Raw genomic sequence first — 20,865 nt, 5'->3', positions numbered from 1 at the left:
GTCAGGCTGAGATTCTAGGTCAGGTCGCGCAGCAGGTCCGGGATCGAGCGTTCCTCCATCACCGGGCGGCCGGACTCGTGCATGGCGACGGCGAGAGCTGGATCCCAGGGACTCGCCGTCGGAAACCCTTTGAGCGGCTCGGAGTTTCGTGCGTCGAGAGCGTGGAGGTACGACTCGCAGTCCATGCGCCATGGCTTCGCGCCGTAGCGCGCGATCGCACGCGAGGTCATGTGCAGTCCAGCCCAGTCGAAGTCGTTGCGCCAGTACACTTCTGTCCCCGGCCTCAGGCCTGACAGTAGCTTGTGTACCGCTGCCGAGGGCTGGCCGTCCGTGCAGACGATGCTCGCCGAGCCGGCAATCGACGTGCGGGCAGCCGCTGCGACGACGGCGATGTTCTCGCACACGAAGATTGTGTCGGCGGAGTTGGTGAGCGCTCCTCGTCCGATCATGTCGAGCGTGAGTGGGAAGGGTATCCCCTCCGCCGCTGCCTCGTTCAGCCACCTACCCACGACGTGGTCTTCCGCGACACGGTAGCGGAGAACGACGACGCGGCTCGAGAGAGCGTCCACCGACACTCCCGCGGTTTCCCATAGCAACCGGATACCGACCGGGTCGGCAGGGCGTGGTACTCCCTCACGAAGCGACAATGCGTCGAGTACCAATTTGGGTGCGCCGCCCGAGGAGAGGGCCTTGGTGTCACCGACTGCCAGTTCGGCGAGCTCGGTGAGCGAGAGTCCGTCGACGGGAAGAACGGCAAGTACGCGGGCGGCCGTTCGTAGCGAGTCGACCGCGACGCGACCGCCCAGTGTCCCGTCTTGGTTGAGCAGGGACGACAGCCATCTATCCGCCCAGTCGCCGTGGGTGCCGTCAGCGAGAAGCGTTCGCGCCTCGGCGAGGGCACTGGCCTTGACCTCGGCCTTGTCAGCCGCCAGACGCTTTTTGTCCTGAAGCGGGGAATCGGCGTCGAGGGTGTCGAGCAGACCCAGCCCACCATTGAGCGGATGCGCGAGCCACTCGTCGAACCGCACCAGATCGAGTCGGGTGGACTTCGCGCGGCTGTGCAGGCCCGCATTGGATCGCGAGATCGCGCTGCACAGTCGCCACAGTTCCGGGGGATCACCGAGGTGAACGGTGATGTTTCCGCCGACCTTCAGCCAGTTGGACTCCACCTTCTTGCGAGCAGCTGCCAGGAGCGCGTCGAGCTCGGCGGTGCCACGCCAGCCGGCCGTACGGTCATCGGACAAATTCGAGACCACCTTCTGCTCGGGTCGGCACCCGTCTGGTGAGCGGCGAGCCCAACGCGGCCGCTAGGTCGGTGCCGTCGTGCTCGGCGAACAGCTCGCCGTTCTCCCACACCAACAATGCCGCACTGACCGTGTTCTCTGCCGTGGAATGCGCGAGATCGTAGTGTGCGCATCCTGGCACGTCGGAGTACGTGATCCACAGGTCGTAGCCGGTCATGAACAGATCGAGGTCGAACTGCACACTGAGCCCGAGCAACTCACTTCGTCCGTTGTCGTCGACGCCCGCGAACGCTTCGTCGAGGGCAAGCAGGCGAGGGGAGTGTGGATCAGCCGAGGACAGCATCACGTGCGCGGCCGCGAAGAGTGGGAGGTGCAGTGAGACCGATTGTTCGCCGCCCGAGAGCGCACTGTGCCTGGCCACGGTCAGACGATCCTCGGTGCCGTCACCACTGATGAGGTTGAACGAAAAGACCCGCCAACGGCGGTAGTCCAACGTCGACGCCAAGATCTCCGGATACGACCGTTCGGGGTGCGCGGCGCGCGCGATACGAATCTCCGACGCGAAATGCGCGCGCATGGACGCGAGGTCGTCGGCTCCGAGCGAGGACGCGTCGCGGTCGAGCAATTTCGAGACCTCACGAGCACCCTCCTCGAGGTTGTCCGCGAGTACCCAGTGAACCCCGATGGTGTTGCCCGAGGACATCTTTCGCTGCTTCATCTCCGATGCCATCTGCGCAATGAGCTCGCGTGCGTCGACAGTGCGTTCGTGGATCTGCTGAGCCAATCCGGTGAGCAACGCGTCCTCGAGGATGCGGCGTTCGTGTTCGGTCAGCAGTGTCTCCTGGTTGGAGCGTGCTTCACCGATCCGATCCGCGAACTCGCCGATCGACGAATAACCCTGTTCGTCCTGAACCCGCACGACTGTCAGGCCGTCGGGCGCATCCCACTGCAATCGGTAATCCTGCCCCGATGACGCGAGTTGTGAGTCGAACTCCTGCAGCGCACTCGTCAGAGCCGTTCGTGTGCTCTTGCGATACGACTCGCTCGCCTTGACCGAACTCGTGGCTTCGTCCAAAGCCGCATGCAGCCGATGCACCGCCGGGGGTAGCACCTCGATCTCCTCGTCGGGAGATGTCGCGTTCTGAATGCGGTACAGGATTTGTTCGACGCTGAGCCACGCCGACTCGCTCGACGGCCAGGAATACACGTCGGAGCCTTCGGAGTGGACCGTGGGCACACCGAGGATGGTGAGGAGATCCCGGCGCGCGTACGGCGCCAAACGGGCGGCGTCGCCGATGCCCTCGGTGAGTGCAGCGCGCAGGCCCTCCTGTGCCGTGTTGCACGCGCCCTCGGCTTTGCCGATGGCTTCACCGGCTTCCTTGTCCGCCTTACGGGCTGCTCGCTGCTCGACCTTGCTCGCCTCGATCTTCTCGCGGGCCTTCTCGAGATCGGCGTTGATCTGCTCGGCGGTGGAGCCGAGCTTGTCGCTCAAGATCTCCAGACGCTTCACCTGCTGTAGATAGTTCTCCTCGGCTATCGCCGCTTCCTCGGCCAGCTCCTCGGCGAGCCCGGTCGTCTCCTCCAACCGGTTGAGCGCTTCGCGGCGACGTTCGGCCTCGCGCACATGCTCGCCTCGTCGACGAAGGACGAGCTCACCCTGGTTCTGGAAGTGCCGGATAGCGGCCGCGAGCGAGTCGATCTCTCGCGCCGAATGCGGCGTGCGGTGGGCGACCGCGGTGGTCCGCAGATGCTTCTCCTTCGCGGACAGCTCTGCGATCGCCTGGTCGAGTTCGCTCGAGGCCGCCGTTGCACCCGCTTGAGACGTCCGCAACGCTCCGGCGGACTCGGTGACAGCTTTTTGCGCCTTGATGATTGCGGACGCCCTCGGCAGCTGTTTGGCCGCCGCAGCAAGACCTCGAAGCAACTCCGCCGCTGCGCGTTCTTCTTCGCGTGCCGCAGTCGCCGACGCTTCCGTCGATTCGATGGAGGCATCCAGTTCGGCGATACGGGCCGCACGGCGGCGTGCACGGGCGGTCGCGCCGATGTACTCGGCATCGGGTTTGACGTGACGCCCACGCTGGACTCCTTGCCAGAATCGACCGTCGACGCCGATCGAGGTTACCGCGTCCTCGGCGGGTCCCAACGCGATCGAAGCCAGCACGTCGCGGACCAGGGATTCGGGCACCCCGGTTCCCGGTTCGGGATCGAGAACGTCGGACAGGGTCCGGCCGGTCGGGCGTGCATCCTCTGGCGCGGGAACGAGGTATTGCTCGGACAGCATGGACTCGGGAACGTCCGTCGGTGATATCCAGCCGTCGAGGAGATTGGCTGCGTGGAGAGCGGATTCGATGCCCGCCGCTTCGGATGGATCGACACCGTCGACGAATCGGACCAGTTTCCACAGTGGCGCGCCGTCCCGATCGTCACGGGTGGAAGTTCGTGCAGCGAACGGCGGGGGAGCGTCGTCGTGCTGGGCACTGACGAGGTCGCGTTCGGAGCGCATAGCGGCCAATTCTTCGGCCAGGGCGGACGCGGTGACACCTGCCTGGGTGCGTCGACTGCGGACGGTCTCCAGTCCTTCGGCCGACGCGTCGGCGAGGACGGCGTCGAGGCTCGGCGCATCGTCTTCGCCGATGTGCGGCACCGCAGCGTCCAGAGCCTCGAACGCTGCTGCGGTGACACCCGCGGCCAGGTAGCGAGCCGAGTTCTCGGACCTCCACGACCGCAGAGCCGAACTGTATTGCGCGCGTGCAAGTTCCACGGAGGCTTCGGCCTCGATGACCGAGGCGCGAGACGCCTCCAGGAGTTCGCGCGCGCGGGCCGCACTCTTGTCCGCACGGGCGCGTTCGGTGGACGCCTTCTCCACCGTCCCGAGAGCGTCGCGCACCGCGCGAACATCGCCGTCGCGTTCTTCGGCGTGCCCTCTCAGCGCTGTGCTGAACTGGTCGGTTCGTGCGCTCGCAGGCATCGACGCCCACGCGATTCCGGCATCCTCCGCCGCCGTCTGTAGGTCGTCCTCCGCCCGGTTGAGTGCAGCGACCGCGTCCGCGAGCGCTGAATCGGCGCGGGCTGATTCGGTGGCACGCTTTTCGAGATCGGACTGTGCGCCTCGCGCGCGTTCGGATTGCTGGGCCGCCGAGACCTTCAGCTTCGCAGCCGATTCCGCTAGATCATCGAGCTGCTGTTTGCCCTCGTAGGCACTCGAGCGCTGCAGTGTCTCGCGGTCGGCCACGGCCTGATCGAGTGCCCGTTCGGCGTCGTCGAACCGCTTTTCCGCGGCCAGGCGCTCCTGCAGCCGCCGCTCCTTCAGTGCAGCCGCTGCGAAATGTGCCGTCGTTGCATGCGTGACGGCTTCGAGTCTGCGGGAGACTTGCTCCACATCCGAGCGGACCTGTACCCGAAGGTACTTCGAGTACACCCCGACGAAGTTCTTGGCTGCCTGATCGGCTTGGGCAAGCCCTTCCAAGGCCCGTCCCACTTCTTCCATGTCGCTGAACGAGCGTGCAGCCTCGAGCACCAGTTGCTCGTCGAGCGGACGCAACCCGTCGGTCAGTGCCTGCGACAACCCCTTCGGGTCGAGGTTCTTCGCCAATTGGGGTCTGCGCAAGGTCAGGATGAGATTGATCAGTTGGTCGTAGCGCTGCGCACCGAGGCCGAACATACGGGCGTCGATCGCCGCCCGATAGTCCACCGGGCGGTCGGTCAGTGCATCCGTCCCGAGTTGATCCGCCAGTTGTTTCTTGGTGAGCGGACGGTCGTCGGACCCGAGCAGTGAGAAATCGACTCCGACGCGCCCGTCCGCGACGAAATACCAGCGCGTGACCTTGTCGTTCTGTCTGCTCGCCCGCATGCCGATACCGACGGTCACCGATTCTGGATCCTCGCGCGATCCCCGGCCGAACTCCATCCATACGTACGAGTGAGCGCTCTCCTGACCGCGGTAGAGCAAGTTCGACTTCATCGTGCGCTCTTCGCCTGCGAACGGGTTGAGACGTCGCGGCTCGATACGGCCGTCGAGGACGAACGGGAACAGTACCTCCAGCGCCTTGGTCTTGCCCGATCCGTTCGGACCACGCAGCACGAGACGTCCGTCGGCGAAGGAAAATTCCTGATCGCGGTAGTCCCAGAGATTGATGATCCCGGCTCGAGTGGGGCGAAAGCGCTGAGAATGTGCGGTCATCTAGTGCGTCTCTGTTTCTGTGTCCGGTGAAGTGCCGTCGAAGAGGGAGTTCTGAGGGGCGCGGTCTCGCACGCTGACCATCACGTCACGGTAGCGAGCGATGGCAGGAAGAACGATGATTCCGCCGGATACGATGCTCACCAGCCGCAGTCGGTGGAGCATCGTCACCGCTCGTTCTCTCAGCCCGTCCGGATCCGCTTGCCACTGAGCGGCAAATGTTCGTCCGAATCGTTCGACCAAGTCGGTCACGGTTCCCCGGAGCCAACTGTTCTCGATGAACGGGTATGTAACAGAACCGATTCCGTTGTCGACTCCGGTTCCTGCTATCCCGAATTCGGCAAGGTCGTCGAATATGCCGCCACCGGGGATTGCACCGTCCAAGCGTTCGATCAGATCCCCGTCACCGGGAATCGAATGTCGGGTGAGCTCCGCAGCGTCGGGATCGACGACGCGATCGGAAATCTCGCCGGCGAGTAGGAGCGCCACCTGCGCAATGGTTCCGGTACTGGGAAAGCGTATGTCGGACAGCCGCCCCGACGTGTCGATCAACGTGACCCCCTCGGCACGCCGTTCGGCGACGAGGCCCGTCAACAGTTCGACGTCGGTGACGGTCCGCTCGGCGGCCAATGCGGTCCGGCCGTCCTGATCCAGATCGTCGAAGTACACAACAGGGCGCTCGATCAAGGCGCGCCGTACTTTTCGGAGCGTGTCCTTCGGGTCCGCCGGCTGACGGATCTCCTCGTCGTCGAGAGGTGCCTCGGCTCCGACAAGCAAACCGGTGACCGAACGCAGGTGCTGGACAGCTCGGGGTGGTCTGAACATGGCAACGACCACGGACCGTTCGATGTCGTACAGAGCCTCGCCCGAAGACGGATTGTTGGCCCAACCACCCGCGTCGCCGTCGGCCAGCGAGATCGCACCGCGTGCGGCCAGCCACCCGACGGCGTCGACGAAGGCATCGCGGTCCGACGCCCGGTCGGCTTCGAGATCGACACCGTCGACCTGTCCGGCCTCGGCGGCAACATGGTCGGCCAACTCAGAGAGGGTGATCTGGTTGCCTGCGCGGCCGAGTGCGGCCAACGCCAATGCAAGATTGGCGTAGCGTCGTCGGTCGAAAATGCGATCGGTCGCGGTACGCGCAGGTTGGGTCGGATCGAGGGCGTCGAGGACCGGGAACAACCGCGCGGTCGTCTCGGTTACTTCGAGGCGGTAGCCGAAGAGTTCGAGTAGGTCCTCGCGCAGTTCGGTCGCCCAGCGCCTCAGCAGCGGAAGGGCGATCCGGTCGGGATACGTCGAGGTCACCAGGTGGTTCGCCAGTGCAACTCTGGCGGCACGTTGGTACGAATCGAGTGCAAGCGAGGGGATTTCGCGGGCTCTCATCGGCGAGTCACCTCGGCAACCTCGAGCTGCAGGCGGTCCAGGTGCAGCCGTCCGCGAGAAGTCCGTACGACGGTGGAGGTGTCGCTGTCACTGAGCGTCAGCTTCACGCCGCTGTCGGAGCCGGTGGATCCCGACGTGTGGCCGCTGACCCGAACCCGAGCGGTCAGAGCGGCATTGAGCAAGCTGAGCAGCACTTCGGTCTCCTGCTCGTTCAACGTGCGGTCGTAGACACCTGTCGTGGCCAACGATTGCGCGGCGGCACTACGGACGCGCTGTGCGTGCAACTGCTGCTCGCGGAGCCGACGGATTCCACCGTCGTTGCGCTGAAGCCTCCCTGGTAGTCCGGGCGATGGCGTTCGACCTGTTTCGGCCAACGTGCGTGAGATCTCGACGGGCGGAGCCTCCCACCAGGTTCGTGAGGTCGGAATGATGTCGGCGTCCGGATGCACCATCGACAGATGCCGGGGGCGACCGAGTCCGAACACGGCGTGGAACAGGGCGTGGGCGCTGTCTTCGGTCGGGGTGTTCGCGAACCAACCCGCAAGGTGGCGCAACTGACTCTCCCGTGAGACTCCGCCCTTGCGGGTTTCGGTGACCCGCCGCAACAGGGACAGCACCGCCGCGATCGCACTCATCGTTCCCTCGCGAAGCCGTTCCGATTCGCTGAGCTCCGCCTCGGCGGCGACGAACCAGTGTGAGAGACCGGTCCATCGAGCGCGCCAGTCGGCCTCACGCTCCGCAGTCGACAGGAACACTCGCTCGTCGCTGACCGCCGCCCGCTCGATCAGCTCCGATATCCCCGTCGACTCGACCACGGCGATCGCGTCGGCCAGCTTCGGCGCGTACCGCGTCAGATCGGAGCTGAACTCGCGCATGTGCGTCAGCAAGGCGTCCTTGTGGACGAGGAACGTCTCGGGCGTGATTTCCGTGGTGCGGACCAGGTCACCCAACACCAGGTAGAAGTGAGCGGCGCGGGTCGCCATCTCGGACAGGGTCGAGTCGAGCCGGCTGAGTTTGCGATAGATACGGTCGCCGTCGGCCTGACGGTTGGCCTCGGCGAGTTCGTGCATGTCGGCGAGCAGCTCCGGCAGGACCAGACGTGACAGCGATGCGTCGTCGAGTCGCGCACCGAGTACGTCCTCGACTGCTCGGAACGCTTTGTACCCCGCCTGGCTGAACTGATAGACGAAGTGCCGGTTTCGATACTCGGCCAGCGTTGCCGCCCGGGATCCGTCGTAGCTTCGCTCGAGAAGCTCCCATGCATGCAGTTGTTCTAACAGGGGGGCAATCTCGGACGCACTCAACTCCAGCTCGTCGGGGCCGTTCTTGGCCAGCGTGTCCGCAATATCGGCGGCGTGCAGCAGCACCACATAGTTGGCCCGCGCGATGTCGAAGGCCCGCAGCACCCAGAGGTACTCGTTGTGCTTTTCGGCGACGGTGAACGCGAACAGCTTGAGGCGATCTTCCTGCAGAAACGCAGCTGCCGCACCCAGCCGTACGTTGTCACCCGATTCGCTCACTGGAACAGGGTAGGCGCCCACCGGGTACGAGTGAAAATGCAGCTGTGCGAGCAGCGATCACACCTCGATCGTCACCTTCCCGTCGACGACGGCTGCAGGGTAGGTCCGCACCGAGTCGATCCCGCTCGGACATGCCCCGGTATCGAGAGAGAACGTGTATTGATGCAGCGGACACATCACGATCGATCCGTCGATCTGACCGTCCGCCAGGGGACCGCCCTTGTGCGGGCAGACGGCATCCATCGCCCGGACGGTTCCGTCGGCGAGCAGGAACACTGCCACCTGCTTGCCGTCGACCACATACGCGCGGCCCTCGCCCGGCGTCAGATCCTCTAGTGCACCGACCGGAATGCTCATCGGACCGGCACCTGAGGCAGCGGCAACAGCGGCAGCGACGGAGTGAACTGAGCGGGCGACTTCTGCTCCACCCGGTCCTGCCACGGGTCCCGGTATCCGTCTACGGAGGTCTGCATGCGCTGCTCCAGTCCTTCCACGATTCCCTCGGAGTCCTCGATCAACGTTCGTTGCAGCACCTCCAAGCCGATTCGGGGGACCCAGGCGTACGTGCGCTCCAGCCACTGGGCGCTCTCGCGATAGTGCTGAATGAAAATCCCCGCGACCCGAAGTACCTCGTCGCCCCCGACGACCGTCGCCAGCAGATCGCCCTTCCTGATGTGGGCCCCTGCGGCCCCGCCTACATAGATCTCCCACTTGTCTTCGCCGACCGACACGACACCGAAGTCCTTGCACAGAGCCTCGGAGCAATTTCGAGGGCATCCGGCCACTGCGAGCTTGAGCTTCGCCGGCGTCTCCAACCCTTGGAACCGTTCTTCGAGCGCAATACCGAGCGCTGTCGAATCACCGAGACCGAAGCGGCAGAAGTCGCTTCCGACACAGGTCTTGACGGTCCGCATGCTCTTGCCGTAAGCGAAGCCGGAGGGCATGTCGAGATCGCCCCACACCTTCGGTAGATCTTCCTTCTTGATGCCGAGCAGGTCGATGCGCTGCCCGCCGGTGACTTTGACCAGCGGCACGTTGTATTTGTCCGCGACGTCCGCGATCTTACGCAGCTGGCCCGGCGTGGTGACGCCACCTTTCATCTGCGGCACCACCGAGAACGTGCCGTCGCGCTGAATATTGGCGTGCACGCGGTCGTTGATGAACAATGCGCCGCGCTCGTCGACCCAATCGGGCCCCCAGATCGTGCGTAGCAGCGACGCGAGCGGCATCTTCGACGGCACATCCTCGCTGCCGTCGGTCGCGAGTTCGGTGAACACCTGCGACACCGAACGAAGATCGCGCTCGCGTATGACATCGATGAGAGCGGGCTTGGACAACGGAATGGATGGGACGTACCAGTCTGCTGCTGGATCGGTCTCGAGCGCGCCACCGGCCGCGCAGGCGAGGATGTCGGCCACGAGTCCCTTGCACGAACCGCAGCCCTTGCCCGCCCGGGTCGCCGCGGTGACGTCGCCCATCGATTTCGCCCCGGCATGCACGCAGGCGACGATCGCGCCCTTGGTGACGCCGTTGCAGTTGCACACCTGGACGTCGTCCGCGAGTTCGGCTGCACCTGTTGCTGCGGTCGGCGTCCCCATGTCGAAGAGCATGCTGATCCGCTCGTCCGGTAGTGGCACCTTCTCGTCGAACGCCTGGGTCAGGAAGTTGGCCTTGCTGATGTCGCCGAGAAGCGTTGCTCCGATGAGCTTTCCGTCCCGGACCACCACGCTCTTGTAGGTCCCGCTTCTGGGTTCGTAGAACTGAACGAACTCGTCGTCGTCACGTTCGGGGCCCTTCACGCCCATCGCCGCGACGTCGACGCCAGCGACCTTCAGTTTCGTCGTCAATCGTGAACCGTGGTATGCGGCGGAAGGATTCGCTCCGGAGAGATGCTCGGCGAGCACGACGGCCTGCTCCCACAGTGGCGCCACCAGCCCGTACACCTCACCGCGATGCTGGCAGCACTCGCCGACGGCGTAGATGGATCCTTCGTCCTCGCAGCGCAACTGGTCGTCGACGACGATTCCGCGTTCGATAACGAGGCCGCCGCCACGTGCGAACTCGACGTTCGGCCTGATTCCGGCCGTCACGACGATCATGTCTGCAGGTAGTGACGTGTCGTCGTTGAACCCGACGCCGGCGACGCGTCCTGATTCGTCTCGAAGTACCGAGGTCGTTCGTTTCGAGGTGTGCACACCGACGCCGAGTGACTCGATCTTGTTGCGCAGCAGGCGTCCACCACGCTCGTCCAACTGCTGGTTCATCAAGTGACCGGGGGAGTGCACGACGTCGACGTCGAGTCCCTGGGTGCGTAGCCCGTACGCAGCCTCCAGCCCGAGCAGCCCGCCACCGATCACGACCGCACGCAAATCGTTCTGGGATGCTGCCATCTGAAGCATTCCGTTGGTGTCTGCAATCGTCCGGAATCCGAACACTCCGCGGGCCAGGCGACCGTCGGGTTCCCGTAGCCCGTCCATGTTGGGGAAGAACGTGTTGCTGCCCGTGGCAATGATCAGAGTGTCGTACTCGACGATGCGTCCGCTTTCGCAGCGGACCGACTTCGCGAACCGATCGAGCGCGACAGCCCGGTCCCCGGCGAACAAGGTGACGCCGTTCTCGCGGTACCAGCTCATCGGATTGAGAAGCAGGTCCTCGTCGTCGACGCCCGACTCGCCGGCAAGCACATGCGAGAGCATGATTCGGTTGTAATTGCCGTACGGCTCGTCTCCGATCATGGTGACGTCGAATTTCTCGGCACCGCGCTTGAGAATCTCCTCGACGGTCCGGGCTCCTGCCATCCCGTTCCCGACGACGAGTAGCCGCGTTCTGGGATCGCTGTTCATCAGATCAACACCAAGCCGAAGTCGACGACGACCTCGCCCGTCGTGCCCTCGGGTGCCGCGACGACGAGCTCGAGCACCGAGTCGGGATCGACGTCCTCGACCACGCGAAGAGGAATGTTCACCCCGCTCTTGGCTCCCATGGGGAACACGCGCATCGGCTGGCCGTCTTTGAGCAGCGACACCACGATCAGCTCGTCGGAGGAGTTGCCTCCGCGAAAGTACAGCGGTTGAGCGATCGATCCCGAAGGCACGACGAACGTGGTGGACGAATCCACCGCCTCGGGTTTGCCGAGTCCATGTCCGGTGAACGGGAAGACGCCCTGAAGGAACCGCGGTGTGCTTGCCATGGACACCAGGTTGCGGTGCCTGGGTGACACCGCCGCTGCGCCTGCGTTACGTGGGGATCAGAAAGAACTCACCGAGCCGCAGCAACCCCTGTGCGGCCGGTGCAGTCACAGGCCGAAGTTGCCTGGTCCCCGGCGTCGGAGGTAGCGCTCGAACTCTGCTGCGATGGCGTCACCGTCGATCTTCGAGATGGCCTCGGAGATGTCTACCTCCGCGTCACCTCGTTCCTCGAGGGTGCGCACGTACTCGCTGATCTCCTCGTCTTCCTTCGTCATCTCGGTGACCGCTTCCTCCCAGTCCTCGGCCTGCGACGGAAGCTCGCCGAGCGGCACCTCGATGTCGAGGACATCTTCGACTCGCTGCAGCAACGCCACGGTCGCCTTGGGATTCGGCGGCTGCGACACGTAGTGCGGAACAGCTGCCCAGAACGACACCGCCGGGACGCCCGCTTTGACACATTCGTCCTGCAGGACGCCCGTGATGCCGGTCGGACCCTCGTACCGTGTCTGCTCGAGGTTGAAGCGCTCGGCTGCCTCGACGCTGTAGGCGCTGCCGGTGACCGGAACGGGACGGGTGTGCGGCGTGTCGGCCAGCAGGGCGCCGAGGATGACCACGGTGTCCACACCCAACTGCTCGACGAACTCGAGAAGGTCGTCGCAGAAGCTTCGCCACCTCATATTCGGTTCGATCCCGCGCAGTAGGACCACATCGCGGGCACTGCCGGGAGGTGAACACACCGACAACCTGGTCGACGGCCACGCAATCTCGCGGGTGACGCCGTCGACCTGCCGGATTGTCGGACGATTCACCTGGTAGTCGTAGTAGTCCTCGGAATCCAATTCGGCCAGCGGGGTCGCATCCCAAATCAACTCGAGATGTTCGACAGCTCCACTCGCTGCGTCGCCCGCGTCGTTCCAGCCCTCGAATGCGGCAACCAGGATGGGATTCCGTAGCGACGGTAGTTCGAGTTCCTCGTCGAGATCGTCGTCGGAGTCGACTTCGGAATCCGACGGAATCGGTGTTGCGTTCGACACAGCCGAGGACACCGCGGCCAGCAGGGTTTCGGCCGCACTATCCGAATTGCCGTGTTCGGTGTCGTCTCTGTCGGCGGGAAAATTGCCGTCTCGGTTTCGGGGACTCACCACGACAGCCTACGACCAGCCGGCGCTGTCGTGGTCACGGCATGAAGCCCACTAGTCTGTAGTGATGCCTGCGCTACACAAGACAAGTCTGCTCGATGCGATCGAAACTCGCGTTGTCATCGGCGACGGGGCTATGGGAACGATGCTGCAGGACGCCAACCTCACGCTCGACGACTTCCTCGGCCTCGAGGGATGCAACGAAATCCTCAACGACACGCGCCCCGACGTGCTACGCGAGATCCACCGCGCCTACTTCGACGCAGGTGCCGATGCCGTCGAAACCAACACGTTCGGCTGCAATCTGCCGAACCTCGCGGACTACGACATCTCCGATCGAATCCGGGAACTGTCGGAGAAGGGCACGAGGCTCGCGCGGGAGACCGCCGACGAGATGGGCCCTGGACGCGACGGTATGGGCCGCTTCGTTCTCGGCTCGATGGGTCCTGGTACCAAGCTGCCGACCCTCGGACACGCACCGTTCGCGGTCCTGCGTGATGCATATACCGAGGCTGCTCTCGGGATGATCGACGGCGGCGCCGACGCCATCCTCGTCGAGACCTGCCAGGACCTGCTTCAGGTCAAAGCGGCAATCATCGGTAGCCAGCACGCCATGGACAAACTGGGTGTGCGGATTCCGATCATCACGCATGTGACCGTCGAAACGACCGGCGCGATGCTCCTGGGCAGCGAAATCGGCGCGGCATTGACTGCGCTGGAACCCCTCGGCATCGACATGATCGGGCTGAACTGCGCGACCGGGCCTGCCGAGATGAGCGAGCACCTACGGCATCTGTCCAAGCATTCGACACTCCCCGTCTCGGTCATGCCCAACGCCGGCCTGCCGACGCTGGGTCCACGAGGCGCGGAGTATCCATTGACGGCGCCCGAGCTTGCAACTGCCCTCGGCGGTTTCGTCTCGGAATACGGCCTGTCTTTGGTCGGAGGCTGCTGCGGCACCACTCCCGAGCACATTCGGCAGGTGGCCGATCTCGTGCACGGTACGGCGAAGGCGACGCGCGTTCCGACTCCCGAGCCCGGGGTCGCATCGCTGTACTCCGCTGTCCCGTTCGAGCAGGATGCCAGCATTCTGATGATCGGCGAGCGGACCAACTCCAACGGATCCAAGGCGTTCCGCGACGCGATGCTCGCCGAGGACTACGAGAAGTGCCTCGACATCGCCAAGGACCAGACGCGCGACGGCGCCCACATGCTCGATCTCAACGTGGACTACGTCGGCCGCGACGGGGCAGCCGACATGGCCGCGTTGGCCAGCCGCCTGGCGACGGCATCGACGCTGCCGATCATGCTCGACTCCACCGAACCGGCGGTCCTGGAGGCTGGTCTCGAACACCTCGGCGGACGCAGTGCGGTCAACTCGGTCAACTACGAGGACGGAGACGGACCGGACTCCCGCTTCCAGAAGATCATGACGCTGGTCAAGGAACATGGCGCGGCCGTCGTCGCACTCACCATCGACGAGGAAGGCCAGGCTCGTACCGCCGAGTGGAAGGTGCGGGTCGCCGACCGACTCATCGAGGACATCACCACCAACTGGGGGCTGAGCCACGAGGACATCATCGTCGACACTTTGACTTTCCCGATCTCGACCGGACAGGAAGAGGTGCGGCGTGACGGCATCGAGACGATCGAGGCCATCCGTCAGCTCAAGGCGAAGTACCCCAAGGTGCACACGACGCTCGGTCTGTCCAACATCTCGTTCGGACTGAACGCGGCCGCCCGACAGGTCCTCAACTCGGTATTCCTGCACGAATGCACCGAAGCCGGACTCGACACAGCCATCGTGCACGCGTCGAAGATTCTGCCGATGAACAAGATTCCCGACGAGCAGCGTGAGACCGCACTGGATCTGGTCTACGATCGCCGCTCCGAAGGGTACGACCCGCTGCAGAAGCTCATGCAGCTCTTCGAGGGTGTCTCGGCGGCGTCGGCTCGTGAATCTCGGGCAGAGGAACTCGGTCGGTTGCCGCTCTTCGAGCGACTGGAGCGCCGCATAGTGGACGGCGAGCGCAACGGTCTCGACGACGATCTCGATGCCGCAATGGACCAGAAGCCGCCGCTGGAAATCATCAACGAGACGTTGTTGTCCGGGATGAAGACGGTCGGCGAGCTGTTCGGGTCAGGCCAGATGCAGCTGCCGTTCGTGCTGGCCTCCGCCGAAGTCATGAAAGCCGCTGTCGCCTACCTCGAACCACATATGGAAGCCACGGACGACGACGGAAAGGGCCGGATCGTTCTGGGCACCGTCAAGGGCGACGTGCACGACATCGGCAAGAACCTCGTGGACATCATCCTCAGCAACAACGGCTACGAGGTCGTCAATCTCGGTATCAAGCAACCCATCTCGACCATTCTCGAAGCGGCGATCGACAAGCGCGCCGATGTGATCGGTATGTCGGGGCTGTTGGTGAAGTCGACGGTGGTCATGAAGGACAACCTGATCGAACTCAACAACAAGGGCGTTGCCGAGCAGTTCCCCGTGCTGCTGGGTGGTGCCGCTCTGACTCGGTCCTACGTCGAGAACGACCTGCAGGACGTCTACCAGGGCGATGTTCACTATGCACGCGACGCATTCGAAGGTCTGCGGTTGATGGACACGATCATGACCACCAAGCGCGGCGGGGGACCGGCGCCCGACAGCCCGGAGGCGCTGGAAGCGCGAGCCAAGGCCGAGGAGCGCAAGACTCGACACGAGCGGTCGAGGCGGATTGCCGAGCAGCGTAAGGCCGCTGCCGTTCCGGTCGTCGTTCCGGAGAGGTCGGATGTCGCCACGGACGTCGAGACTCCGGTACCGCCGTTCTGGGGTACTCGCATCGTCAAGGGTGTGTCGTTGGCGGAGTATTCGGGGCTGCTCGACGAGCGGGCACTGTTCCTCGGTCAGTGGGGTCTTCGCGGCGCACGTAAAGGCGAAGGCGCCACGTACGAGGATCTGGTGGAGTCGGAAGGCAAGCCCCGACTCCGTTATTGGCTCGACAGGCTCAGTACCGACGGAATTCTCGCGCATGCCGCCCTGGTCTACGGCTATTTCCCGGCGGTGTCCGAAGGTGACGATGTCGTCGTGCTCACCGAGCCGACCCCCGATGCTCCCGAGCGGTTCAGGTTCACCTTTCCGCGTCAGCAGCGAGATCGATTCCTGTGCATCGCCGACTTCGTTCGCTCCCGTGCGTCTGCTCGCGAGAGCGGGCAGGTCGACGTGCTGCCGATGAACCTCGTGACAATGGGTCAGCCCATTGCCGACTTCGCCAACGAACTGTTCGCGGCCGATGCGTATCGCGACTACCTCGAAGTGCACGGAATCGGTGTACAGCTGACCGAAGCGCTCGCCGAGTATTGGCATCGCCGTGTTCGCGAGGAACTGAAATTGACCGGCGGCCGCACCGTTGCAGCAGAAGATCCCGCGGACGCGGAGGGATACTTCAAACTCGAATATCGAGGTGCGCGTTACTCGTTCGGGTACGGAGCATGCCCGGACCTGGAGGATCGCATCAAGCTCGCGGCACTACTCGAACCAGAACGAATCGGCGTCAAACTGTCCGAGGAGTTGCAATTGCATCCCGAGCAGTCCACCGACGCATTCGTACTGCACCACCCGGAGGCCAAGTACTTCAATGTCTGAACCCAATGCGTCGAATGTGTCCGATTTGAGGGGCGTCCTGTGGGACATGGACGGAACCTTGCTGGATTCGGAGAAGATCTGGGACGTCGCGGTTGCCGAGCTGTCTCTCGAACTGGGTCGAGTGTTGACCGCGGAAGTTCGAACGAGCACACTCGGCAATTCCATGCACGGAGCACTGCGAAAAGTGTTCGCCCACACGGGAACCGAAGCGACCGAGCAGTCTTTGGGATGGGCCCGCAACTGGTTGACGGACCGTGTCGGGCAGCTGTTTTCCGAGGGTATCCCGTGGCGCCCCGGTGCCAAGGACGCCCTAGCGCTCGCGCGTGAGATGGGTCTGGGCACCGCATTGGTGACCAATACCGAACGTGGACTCGTCGAGACCGCTCTGGAGACGATCGGGCGTGAGTACTTCGACTTCACCGTCAGCGGTGACGAGGTCGAAGAAGGCAAGCCGCATCCGGCGCCGTACCTCCTGGGTGCGTCCCTACTCGGGCTCGACCCGTCGCACTGTCTCGCGGTCGAGGATTCCCCGACTGGTTCGCTGGCCGCGTTCCGAGCGGGGTGCTCGGTACTGCTCGTGCCCTCCGAAGTCGAAGTGTCGGCCGAGTCCGGATACGTCCTCCGCGATTCGCTCGTCGGGATCAGCGCGGAGGAGTTGCGGTCCGCGTGGTGCGATGCACGCTCGGCCACCTCGTCATGAAAGAATCGCTAACCGTGAAGACCTTCGACTCCCTGTTCGCCGAGCTGACCGACCGCGCTGTCACCCGCCCCGAGGGCTCGGGCACCGTTGCTGCGTTGGATGCAGGCGTGCATGCCCAGGGTAAGAAGATCATCGAAGAGGCGGGTGAAGTCTGGATCGCCGCCGAGCACGAGGGTGACGAGGCACTCGCCGAGGAGATTTCGCAGTTGCTGTACTGGGTTCAGGTTCTCATGGTGGGGCGCGGTCTGACGCTCGACGACGTCTACCGACATCTGTGAGCGTTCTCGTTTCGAGCGGCACGCTCTCTGACCTCGTACTTCTTCTGACCTAAGGACCTCGCAATGTTGCGTGTAGCAGTTCCCAACAAGGGCGCCCTCTCCGAATCCTCCGCCGAGATCTTGCAGGAAGCCGGATACCGGCGACGTAGCGACTCGAAGGATCTCACCGTCCTCGATCCAGCCAACGGCGTCGAATTCTTCTTCCTACGCCCGAAGGACATCGCGATCTACGTCGGGTCGGGCCAGCTCGACCTCGGTATCACGGGACGCGATCTGGCGTTGGACTCCGGGGCTCCGGTCGACGAGTTGCTCTCTCTCGGTTTCGGCCGTTCGACATTCCGCTATGCGGCCCCGCAGGGCAAGGACTGGTCCACTGACGATCTCGGCGGGCTGCGCATCGCGACGTCGTATCCCAACCTCGTCAAGGCAGACCTCGCCTCCCGCGGGCTGGAAGCGACCGTCATTCGTCTGGACGGTGCGGTCGAGATCTCTATCCAGCTCGGTGTGGCGGATGCGATCGCCGACGTCGTCGAGTCGGGTCGCTCGCTCCGACAGAACAACTTGGTCGCCTTCGGCGAGTCACTGTGCGACTCCGAGGGTGTGCTGATCGAGCGCGCCGGAAGCGCCAGCTCCGACAAGACTCGCAAGCAGCTGATCGCGCGTGTGCAGGGCGTCGTATTCGCGCAGCAGTACCTGATGCTCGACTACGACTGCCCGAAATCCATTCTCGACGAGGCTGTGAAGATCACTCCCGGCATCGAGTCGCCGACGCTGTCCCCGATGGCGGATGAGAACTGGATCGCGGTGCGCGCCATGGTGTCTCGCAAGGTTCACAACACGGTGATGGACGATCTAGCCGACCTCGGCGCGAAGGCCATTCTGGCTTCGGACATCAGGTCCTGCCGAGCTTTCTGACCTCAGGTTCGATTTCGCGGACGTACCAACACGGTCTGTGTAATACGCCCCACAGGTCCGAGGTGGTCGTGTAGAACTCCAGCCGACATCGCGAAACCATCTGGACCGGTGGATGTTTCGGCTGAGAGGCCGATCCATTCGCCGTCCGGGATACGGAACAGGTGAACGGTGAGGTCGGTGTTGAGGAATGTCCATCGGTCGATGTCGAGTTTGGCGCCGATGCCGTTGGCGATGTCTGCCACGGAGAACAGGCGCTCGAGTGGTGTCATGGTCTCGCCCAACACCAGACTCGTTGTCGGAGTGGCCCATACCTGACCTGGTCCTGCTCCGCCGATCTCGGTGATCGCGCGAATGTCCACGTTGTCGATGTATCCGCTGTTCCACGACTTGCCCCACACATGGGGTGTGGTTTCCGAGAGCGGCTTCAGCGGGACGTCCGCCGCATGCACGACGTGCGAGGTGTCCACGGTGGCCAATCTCCACGCGGTTCCTCGCGCGACTGCACGTTCTGTACCGCCCTCGGTGCGTGCCCACAGCTCGGCAACTACCAGTTCGATATTCTTGCCTGGCCGTTCGACCCATGATCTGACTTCGATGTCCGCGATAGGCACCGGCCCGAGAAGCTCTATCACGACTCGGGTGACGCGTACATCCTCGCGTGCGCCGATCCGCTCCAGAGCGCGTACCAGCAGCGCAGACGGTGGTGCCCCGTGCTGCATGGTAGAGGCCCAGGTGCCGATGGATCGCTCTGTGGCACCGAACACCTCGTTGCCCGCCGCATTCACACCGAGAGGTACGAAAAATGCGTTCTCGTTCATGCCTGTGTGCTCGCTGCTTCTGCGACCTCGGGCCAACCGGGGTAGGTCGGGGGAGTTCCACCGAACTCGGGGCACAGAGCTTGGTGATCGCACCATGTGCACAACTTGCCTCGCTTGGGCTGAAAGTCTCCCGTTTTCCCTGCTACGAGAATGGCTTTCCAGATCGCCGACAACATCCGTTCGAACCGGAGCAGTTCCCCCTCGTCCGGGGTGTAAGTCAGGGACTGTTTGTCCGCGAGGTACATCAACTTGAGCTGAGCCGGGACAATGCCACGCATGCGCATGACGATCAAGGCGTAGAACTTCATCTGGAAGAGCGCTTTTGCCTCGGTGAATTCCCGAGGAGCTTTGCCCGTCTTGTAGTCCACCACGCGCACCATTCCGTTGGGCGCCACGTCGATGCGGTCTATGAAACCGCGCAGCGGCGTCCCGTCGTCCAGATCGATCTCGACGCGCTGCTCGCACGATTCCGGATCGAATCGAGTCGGGTCTTCCATCTCGTAGTACCCCGCGACGAGGTCACGCGCCTGCTCGAGCAGTGTGGCGAGGTCGTTGTCGGCAATGAAGTCGGCGACGCCCGGAGACTCGGTGCGGACACGATCCCACGCGGGCTCGACGAGACCGACTGCGGTGTCCGAATGGCGTGCCGCGGTGGGCATCCCGTACAACGCTTCGAGTGCTGCGTGAACCACGGTGCCTTTGACCTGTGCCGTGGTCGACTTCTCGGGGATCCGGTCGATGGCCCGAAACCGGTAGAGCAGCGGACACTGTTTGAAGTCGCCGGCGCGTGACGGTGAGAGTGCCGGCTTGCTACGCCTGGTGGGGCTCATCGGGGCAAGCGGCGCGGGCGTATCGGTAATACTCACGCCCTGCACACTAAGCCCGTGGACCGACAGAACTGCGCAAGGCCGTAGTCTGGGCAGCCGAGTCGCCAGTCCAACCCGGACCGACTGCACCACATCAGTTCATCGAAAGAGGTAGTCGGCTGTGTCTTCGGACGAGATCACGGAAGCCGGCCCCGCCGGCCCCGCACGAAGCGGCCCGTTCCGAGTCGGAGATCGCGTCCAGCTGACGGACGGCAAAGGCCGGCACTACACGGTCGTTCTCGACGCAGGCAAGGAATTCCACACGCACCGCGGTGGCATCACGCACGACGCGTTGATCGGCGCGGACGAGGGCAGCGTCGTCACCTCGGTGAACGGAACTCCGTACCTCGCTCTTCGGCCCCTGCTCACCGACTATGTGTTGTCGATGCCGCGCGGCGCGCAGGTCATCTACCCGAAGGATGCCGCGCAGATAGTGCACGAAGGTGACGTCTTTCCCGGTGCACGGGTACTCGAGGCCGGTGCGGGTTCGGGCGCGCTCACGTGTTCCTTGCTCCGAGCCGTGGGAACGACAGGGACCGTCATCTCGTACGAGATCCGCCAGGATCACGCCGACTACGCGGTGAAGAACGTCGAGACGTTCTTCGGGGAGCGCCCGCCCAACTGGGACCTCACCGTCGCCGACATCGATCAATTCGGTGTCGACCATCCGGGGGAGACCGTCGATCGCGTGATCTTGGACATGCTCTCGCCGTGGGACGCGCTACCCGCGGTGTCGGATGCTCTCGTACCGGGCGGAGTGTTGATCGTCTATGTCGCCACCGTCACGCAGCTGTCGCGTGTCGTCGAGGCGCTCCGCGCGCAGGAATGCTGGACCGAGCCACGGTCGTGGGAATCCATCGTTCGAGGGTGGCATGTCGTCGGTTTGGCGGTGCGTCCCGAGCATCGGATGCAGGGACACACCGCCTTCCTCGTCAGCGCTCGAAAATTGGCGGCCGGGACCGTCACCCCGAAGCCACAGCGAAGGTCCGGCAAGGGCTGA

The 20,865-nt window shown here is 64.0% G+C and carries 15 protein-coding genes; 5 read left to right on the top strand and 10 right to left on the bottom strand.

The window, feature by feature from the left end; translation table 11 throughout:
• Nucleotides 1-14: 14 nt before the first annotated feature.
• The 8 genes from ACODSO_RS08470 to ACODSO_RS08435 form a co-directional block, all read right to left on the bottom strand.
• On the bottom strand, nucleotides 15-1,244 hold the full coding sequence (locus ACODSO_RS08470) for a DUF2399 domain-containing protein (RefSeq protein ID WP_489036417.1): 1,230 nt from the start codon (nucleotides 1,242-1,244) through the stop codon (nucleotides 15-17).
• Entirely contained in the window at nucleotides 1,234-5,424 is a 4,191-nt protein-coding gene (locus tag ACODSO_RS08465; RefSeq protein ID WP_489036416.1) for a TIGR02680 family protein, read from the bottom strand. The genes ACODSO_RS08470 and ACODSO_RS08465 overlap by 11 nt, the downstream gene beginning before the upstream one ends.
• On the bottom strand, nucleotides 5,425-6,804 hold the full coding sequence (locus ACODSO_RS08460) for a TIGR02678 family protein (RefSeq protein WP_489036415.1): 1,380 nt from the start codon (nucleotides 6,802-6,804) through the stop codon (nucleotides 5,425-5,427).
• Nucleotides 6,801-8,297: a TIGR02677 family protein gene (locus ACODSO_RS08455; RefSeq protein WP_489036539.1), complete on the bottom strand. Its 1,497-nt coding sequence runs from the start codon at nucleotides 8,295-8,297 to the stop codon at nucleotides 6,801-6,803. The genes ACODSO_RS08460 and ACODSO_RS08455 overlap by 4 nt, the downstream gene beginning before the upstream one ends.
• Before the next feature lie 84 nt (nucleotides 8,298-8,381).
• Nucleotides 8,382-8,681: a Rieske (2Fe-2S) protein gene (locus tag ACODSO_RS08450; protein ID WP_068368589.1), complete on the bottom strand. Its 300-nt coding sequence runs from the start codon at nucleotides 8,679-8,681 to the stop codon at nucleotides 8,382-8,384.
• On the bottom strand, nucleotides 8,678-11,167 hold the full coding sequence (gene nirB, locus ACODSO_RS08445) for a nitrite reductase large subunit NirB (RefSeq protein ID WP_489036414.1): 2,490 nt from the start codon (nucleotides 11,165-11,167) through the stop codon (nucleotides 8,678-8,680). The genes ACODSO_RS08450 and nirB overlap by 4 nt, the downstream gene beginning before the upstream one ends.
• Nucleotides 11,167-11,514, bottom strand: coding sequence for a molybdopterin oxidoreductase (locus ACODSO_RS08440; RefSeq protein ID WP_489036413.1), 348 nt, complete (start codon nucleotides 11,512-11,514; stop codon nucleotides 11,167-11,169). Before ACODSO_RS08440 ends, nirB begins: the two co-directional genes overlap by 1 nt.
• A gap of 105 nt (nucleotides 11,515-11,619) precedes the next feature.
• The gene (locus ACODSO_RS08435) at nucleotides 11,620-12,528 is read right to left on the bottom strand and encodes a PAC2 family protein (RefSeq protein WP_489036538.1); all 909 of its coding nucleotides are present in this window, start codon (nucleotides 12,526-12,528) and stop codon (nucleotides 11,620-11,622) included.
• A gap of 190 nt (nucleotides 12,529-12,718) precedes the next feature.
• Between ACODSO_RS08435 and metH the strand changes: the two genes are divergently transcribed.
• From metH to hisG, 4 genes are all read left to right on the top strand, one after another.
• Entirely contained in the window at nucleotides 12,719-16,288 is a 3,570-nt protein-coding gene (gene metH / locus ACODSO_RS08430; RefSeq protein WP_489036412.1) for a methionine synthase, read from the top strand.
• On the top strand, nucleotides 16,281-16,988 hold the full coding sequence (locus tag ACODSO_RS08425) for an HAD family hydrolase (RefSeq protein ID WP_489036411.1): 708 nt from the start codon (nucleotides 16,281-16,283) through the stop codon (nucleotides 16,986-16,988). Before metH ends, ACODSO_RS08425 begins: the two co-directional genes overlap by 8 nt.
• Nucleotides 16,985-17,266 carry a phosphoribosyl-ATP diphosphatase gene (locus tag ACODSO_RS08420; RefSeq protein ID WP_156520128.1) on the top strand — a complete coding sequence of 94 codons (282 nt, stop codon included), beginning with the start codon at nucleotides 16,985-16,987 and terminating at the stop codon, nucleotides 17,264-17,266. Before ACODSO_RS08425 ends, ACODSO_RS08420 begins: the two co-directional genes overlap by 4 nt.
• Nucleotides 17,267-17,329: 63 nt before the next feature.
• The gene (gene hisG / locus ACODSO_RS08415) at nucleotides 17,330-18,181 is read left to right on the top strand and encodes an ATP phosphoribosyltransferase (RefSeq protein ID WP_489036410.1); all 852 of its coding nucleotides are present in this window, start codon (nucleotides 17,330-17,332) and stop codon (nucleotides 18,179-18,181) included.
• A gap of 2 nt (nucleotides 18,182-18,183) precedes the next feature.
• Here the strand turns inward: hisG and ACODSO_RS08410 are convergent, their stop codons facing one another.
• Complete coding sequence (locus ACODSO_RS08410; protein WP_489036409.1) at nucleotides 18,184-18,999, bottom strand: thioesterase family protein; 816 nt, start codon at nucleotides 18,997-18,999, stop codon at nucleotides 18,184-18,186.
• A complete protein-coding gene (locus ACODSO_RS08405; protein WP_489036408.1) occupies nucleotides 18,996-19,865 on the bottom strand; it encodes a RecB family exonuclease in 870 nt (289 codons plus the stop codon). Before ACODSO_RS08405 ends, ACODSO_RS08410 begins: the two co-directional genes overlap by 4 nt.
• A gap of 121 nt (nucleotides 19,866-19,986) precedes the next feature.
• Here ACODSO_RS08405 and ACODSO_RS08400 point away from each other — a divergent pair, with 121 nt between their 5' ends.
• On the top strand, nucleotides 19,987-20,865 hold the full coding sequence (locus ACODSO_RS08400) for a tRNA (adenine-N1)-methyltransferase (RefSeq protein WP_489036407.1): 879 nt from the start codon (nucleotides 19,987-19,989) through the stop codon (nucleotides 20,863-20,865).

The organism is Rhodococcus sp. FG69, from assembly GCF_057808915.1.
This window is presented reverse-complemented; position numbering and strand designations above follow the sequence as displayed.

Bases quoted from the DNA above. Each gene is read 5' to 3' on its own strand.
- ACODSO_RS08465 (WP_489036416.1), bottom strand. From the start codon at position 5,424: ATGACCGCACATTCTCAGCGCTTTCGCCCCACTCGAGCCGGGATCATC.
- ACODSO_RS08460 (WP_489036415.1), bottom strand. From the start codon at position 6,804: ATGAGAGCCCGCGAAATCCCCTCGCTTGCACTCGATTCGTACCAACGT.
- ACODSO_RS08450 (WP_068368589.1), bottom strand. From the start codon at position 8,681: ATGAGCATTCCGGTCGGTGCACTAGAGGATCTGACGCCGGGCGAGGGC.
- nirB (WP_489036414.1), bottom strand. From the start codon at position 11,167: ATGAACAGCGATCCCAGAACGCGGCTACTCGTCGTCGGGAACGGGATG.
- ACODSO_RS08440 (WP_489036413.1), bottom strand. From the start codon at position 11,514: ATGGCAAGCACACCGCGGTTCCTTCAGGGCGTCTTCCCGTTCACCGGA.
- metH (WP_489036412.1), top strand. From the start codon at position 12,719: ATGCCTGCGCTACACAAGACAAGTCTGCTCGATGCGATCGAAACTCGC.
- ACODSO_RS08425 (WP_489036411.1), top strand. From the start codon at position 16,281: ATGTCTGAACCCAATGCGTCGAATGTGTCCGATTTGAGGGGCGTCCTG.
- ACODSO_RS08420 (WP_156520128.1), top strand. From the start codon at position 16,985: ATGAAAGAATCGCTAACCGTGAAGACCTTCGACTCCCTGTTCGCCGAG.
- hisG (WP_489036410.1), top strand. From the start codon at position 17,330: ATGTTGCGTGTAGCAGTTCCCAACAAGGGCGCCCTCTCCGAATCCTCC.
- ACODSO_RS08410 (WP_489036409.1), bottom strand. From the start codon at position 18,999: ATGAACGAGAACGCATTTTTCGTACCTCTCGGTGTGAATGCGGCGGGC.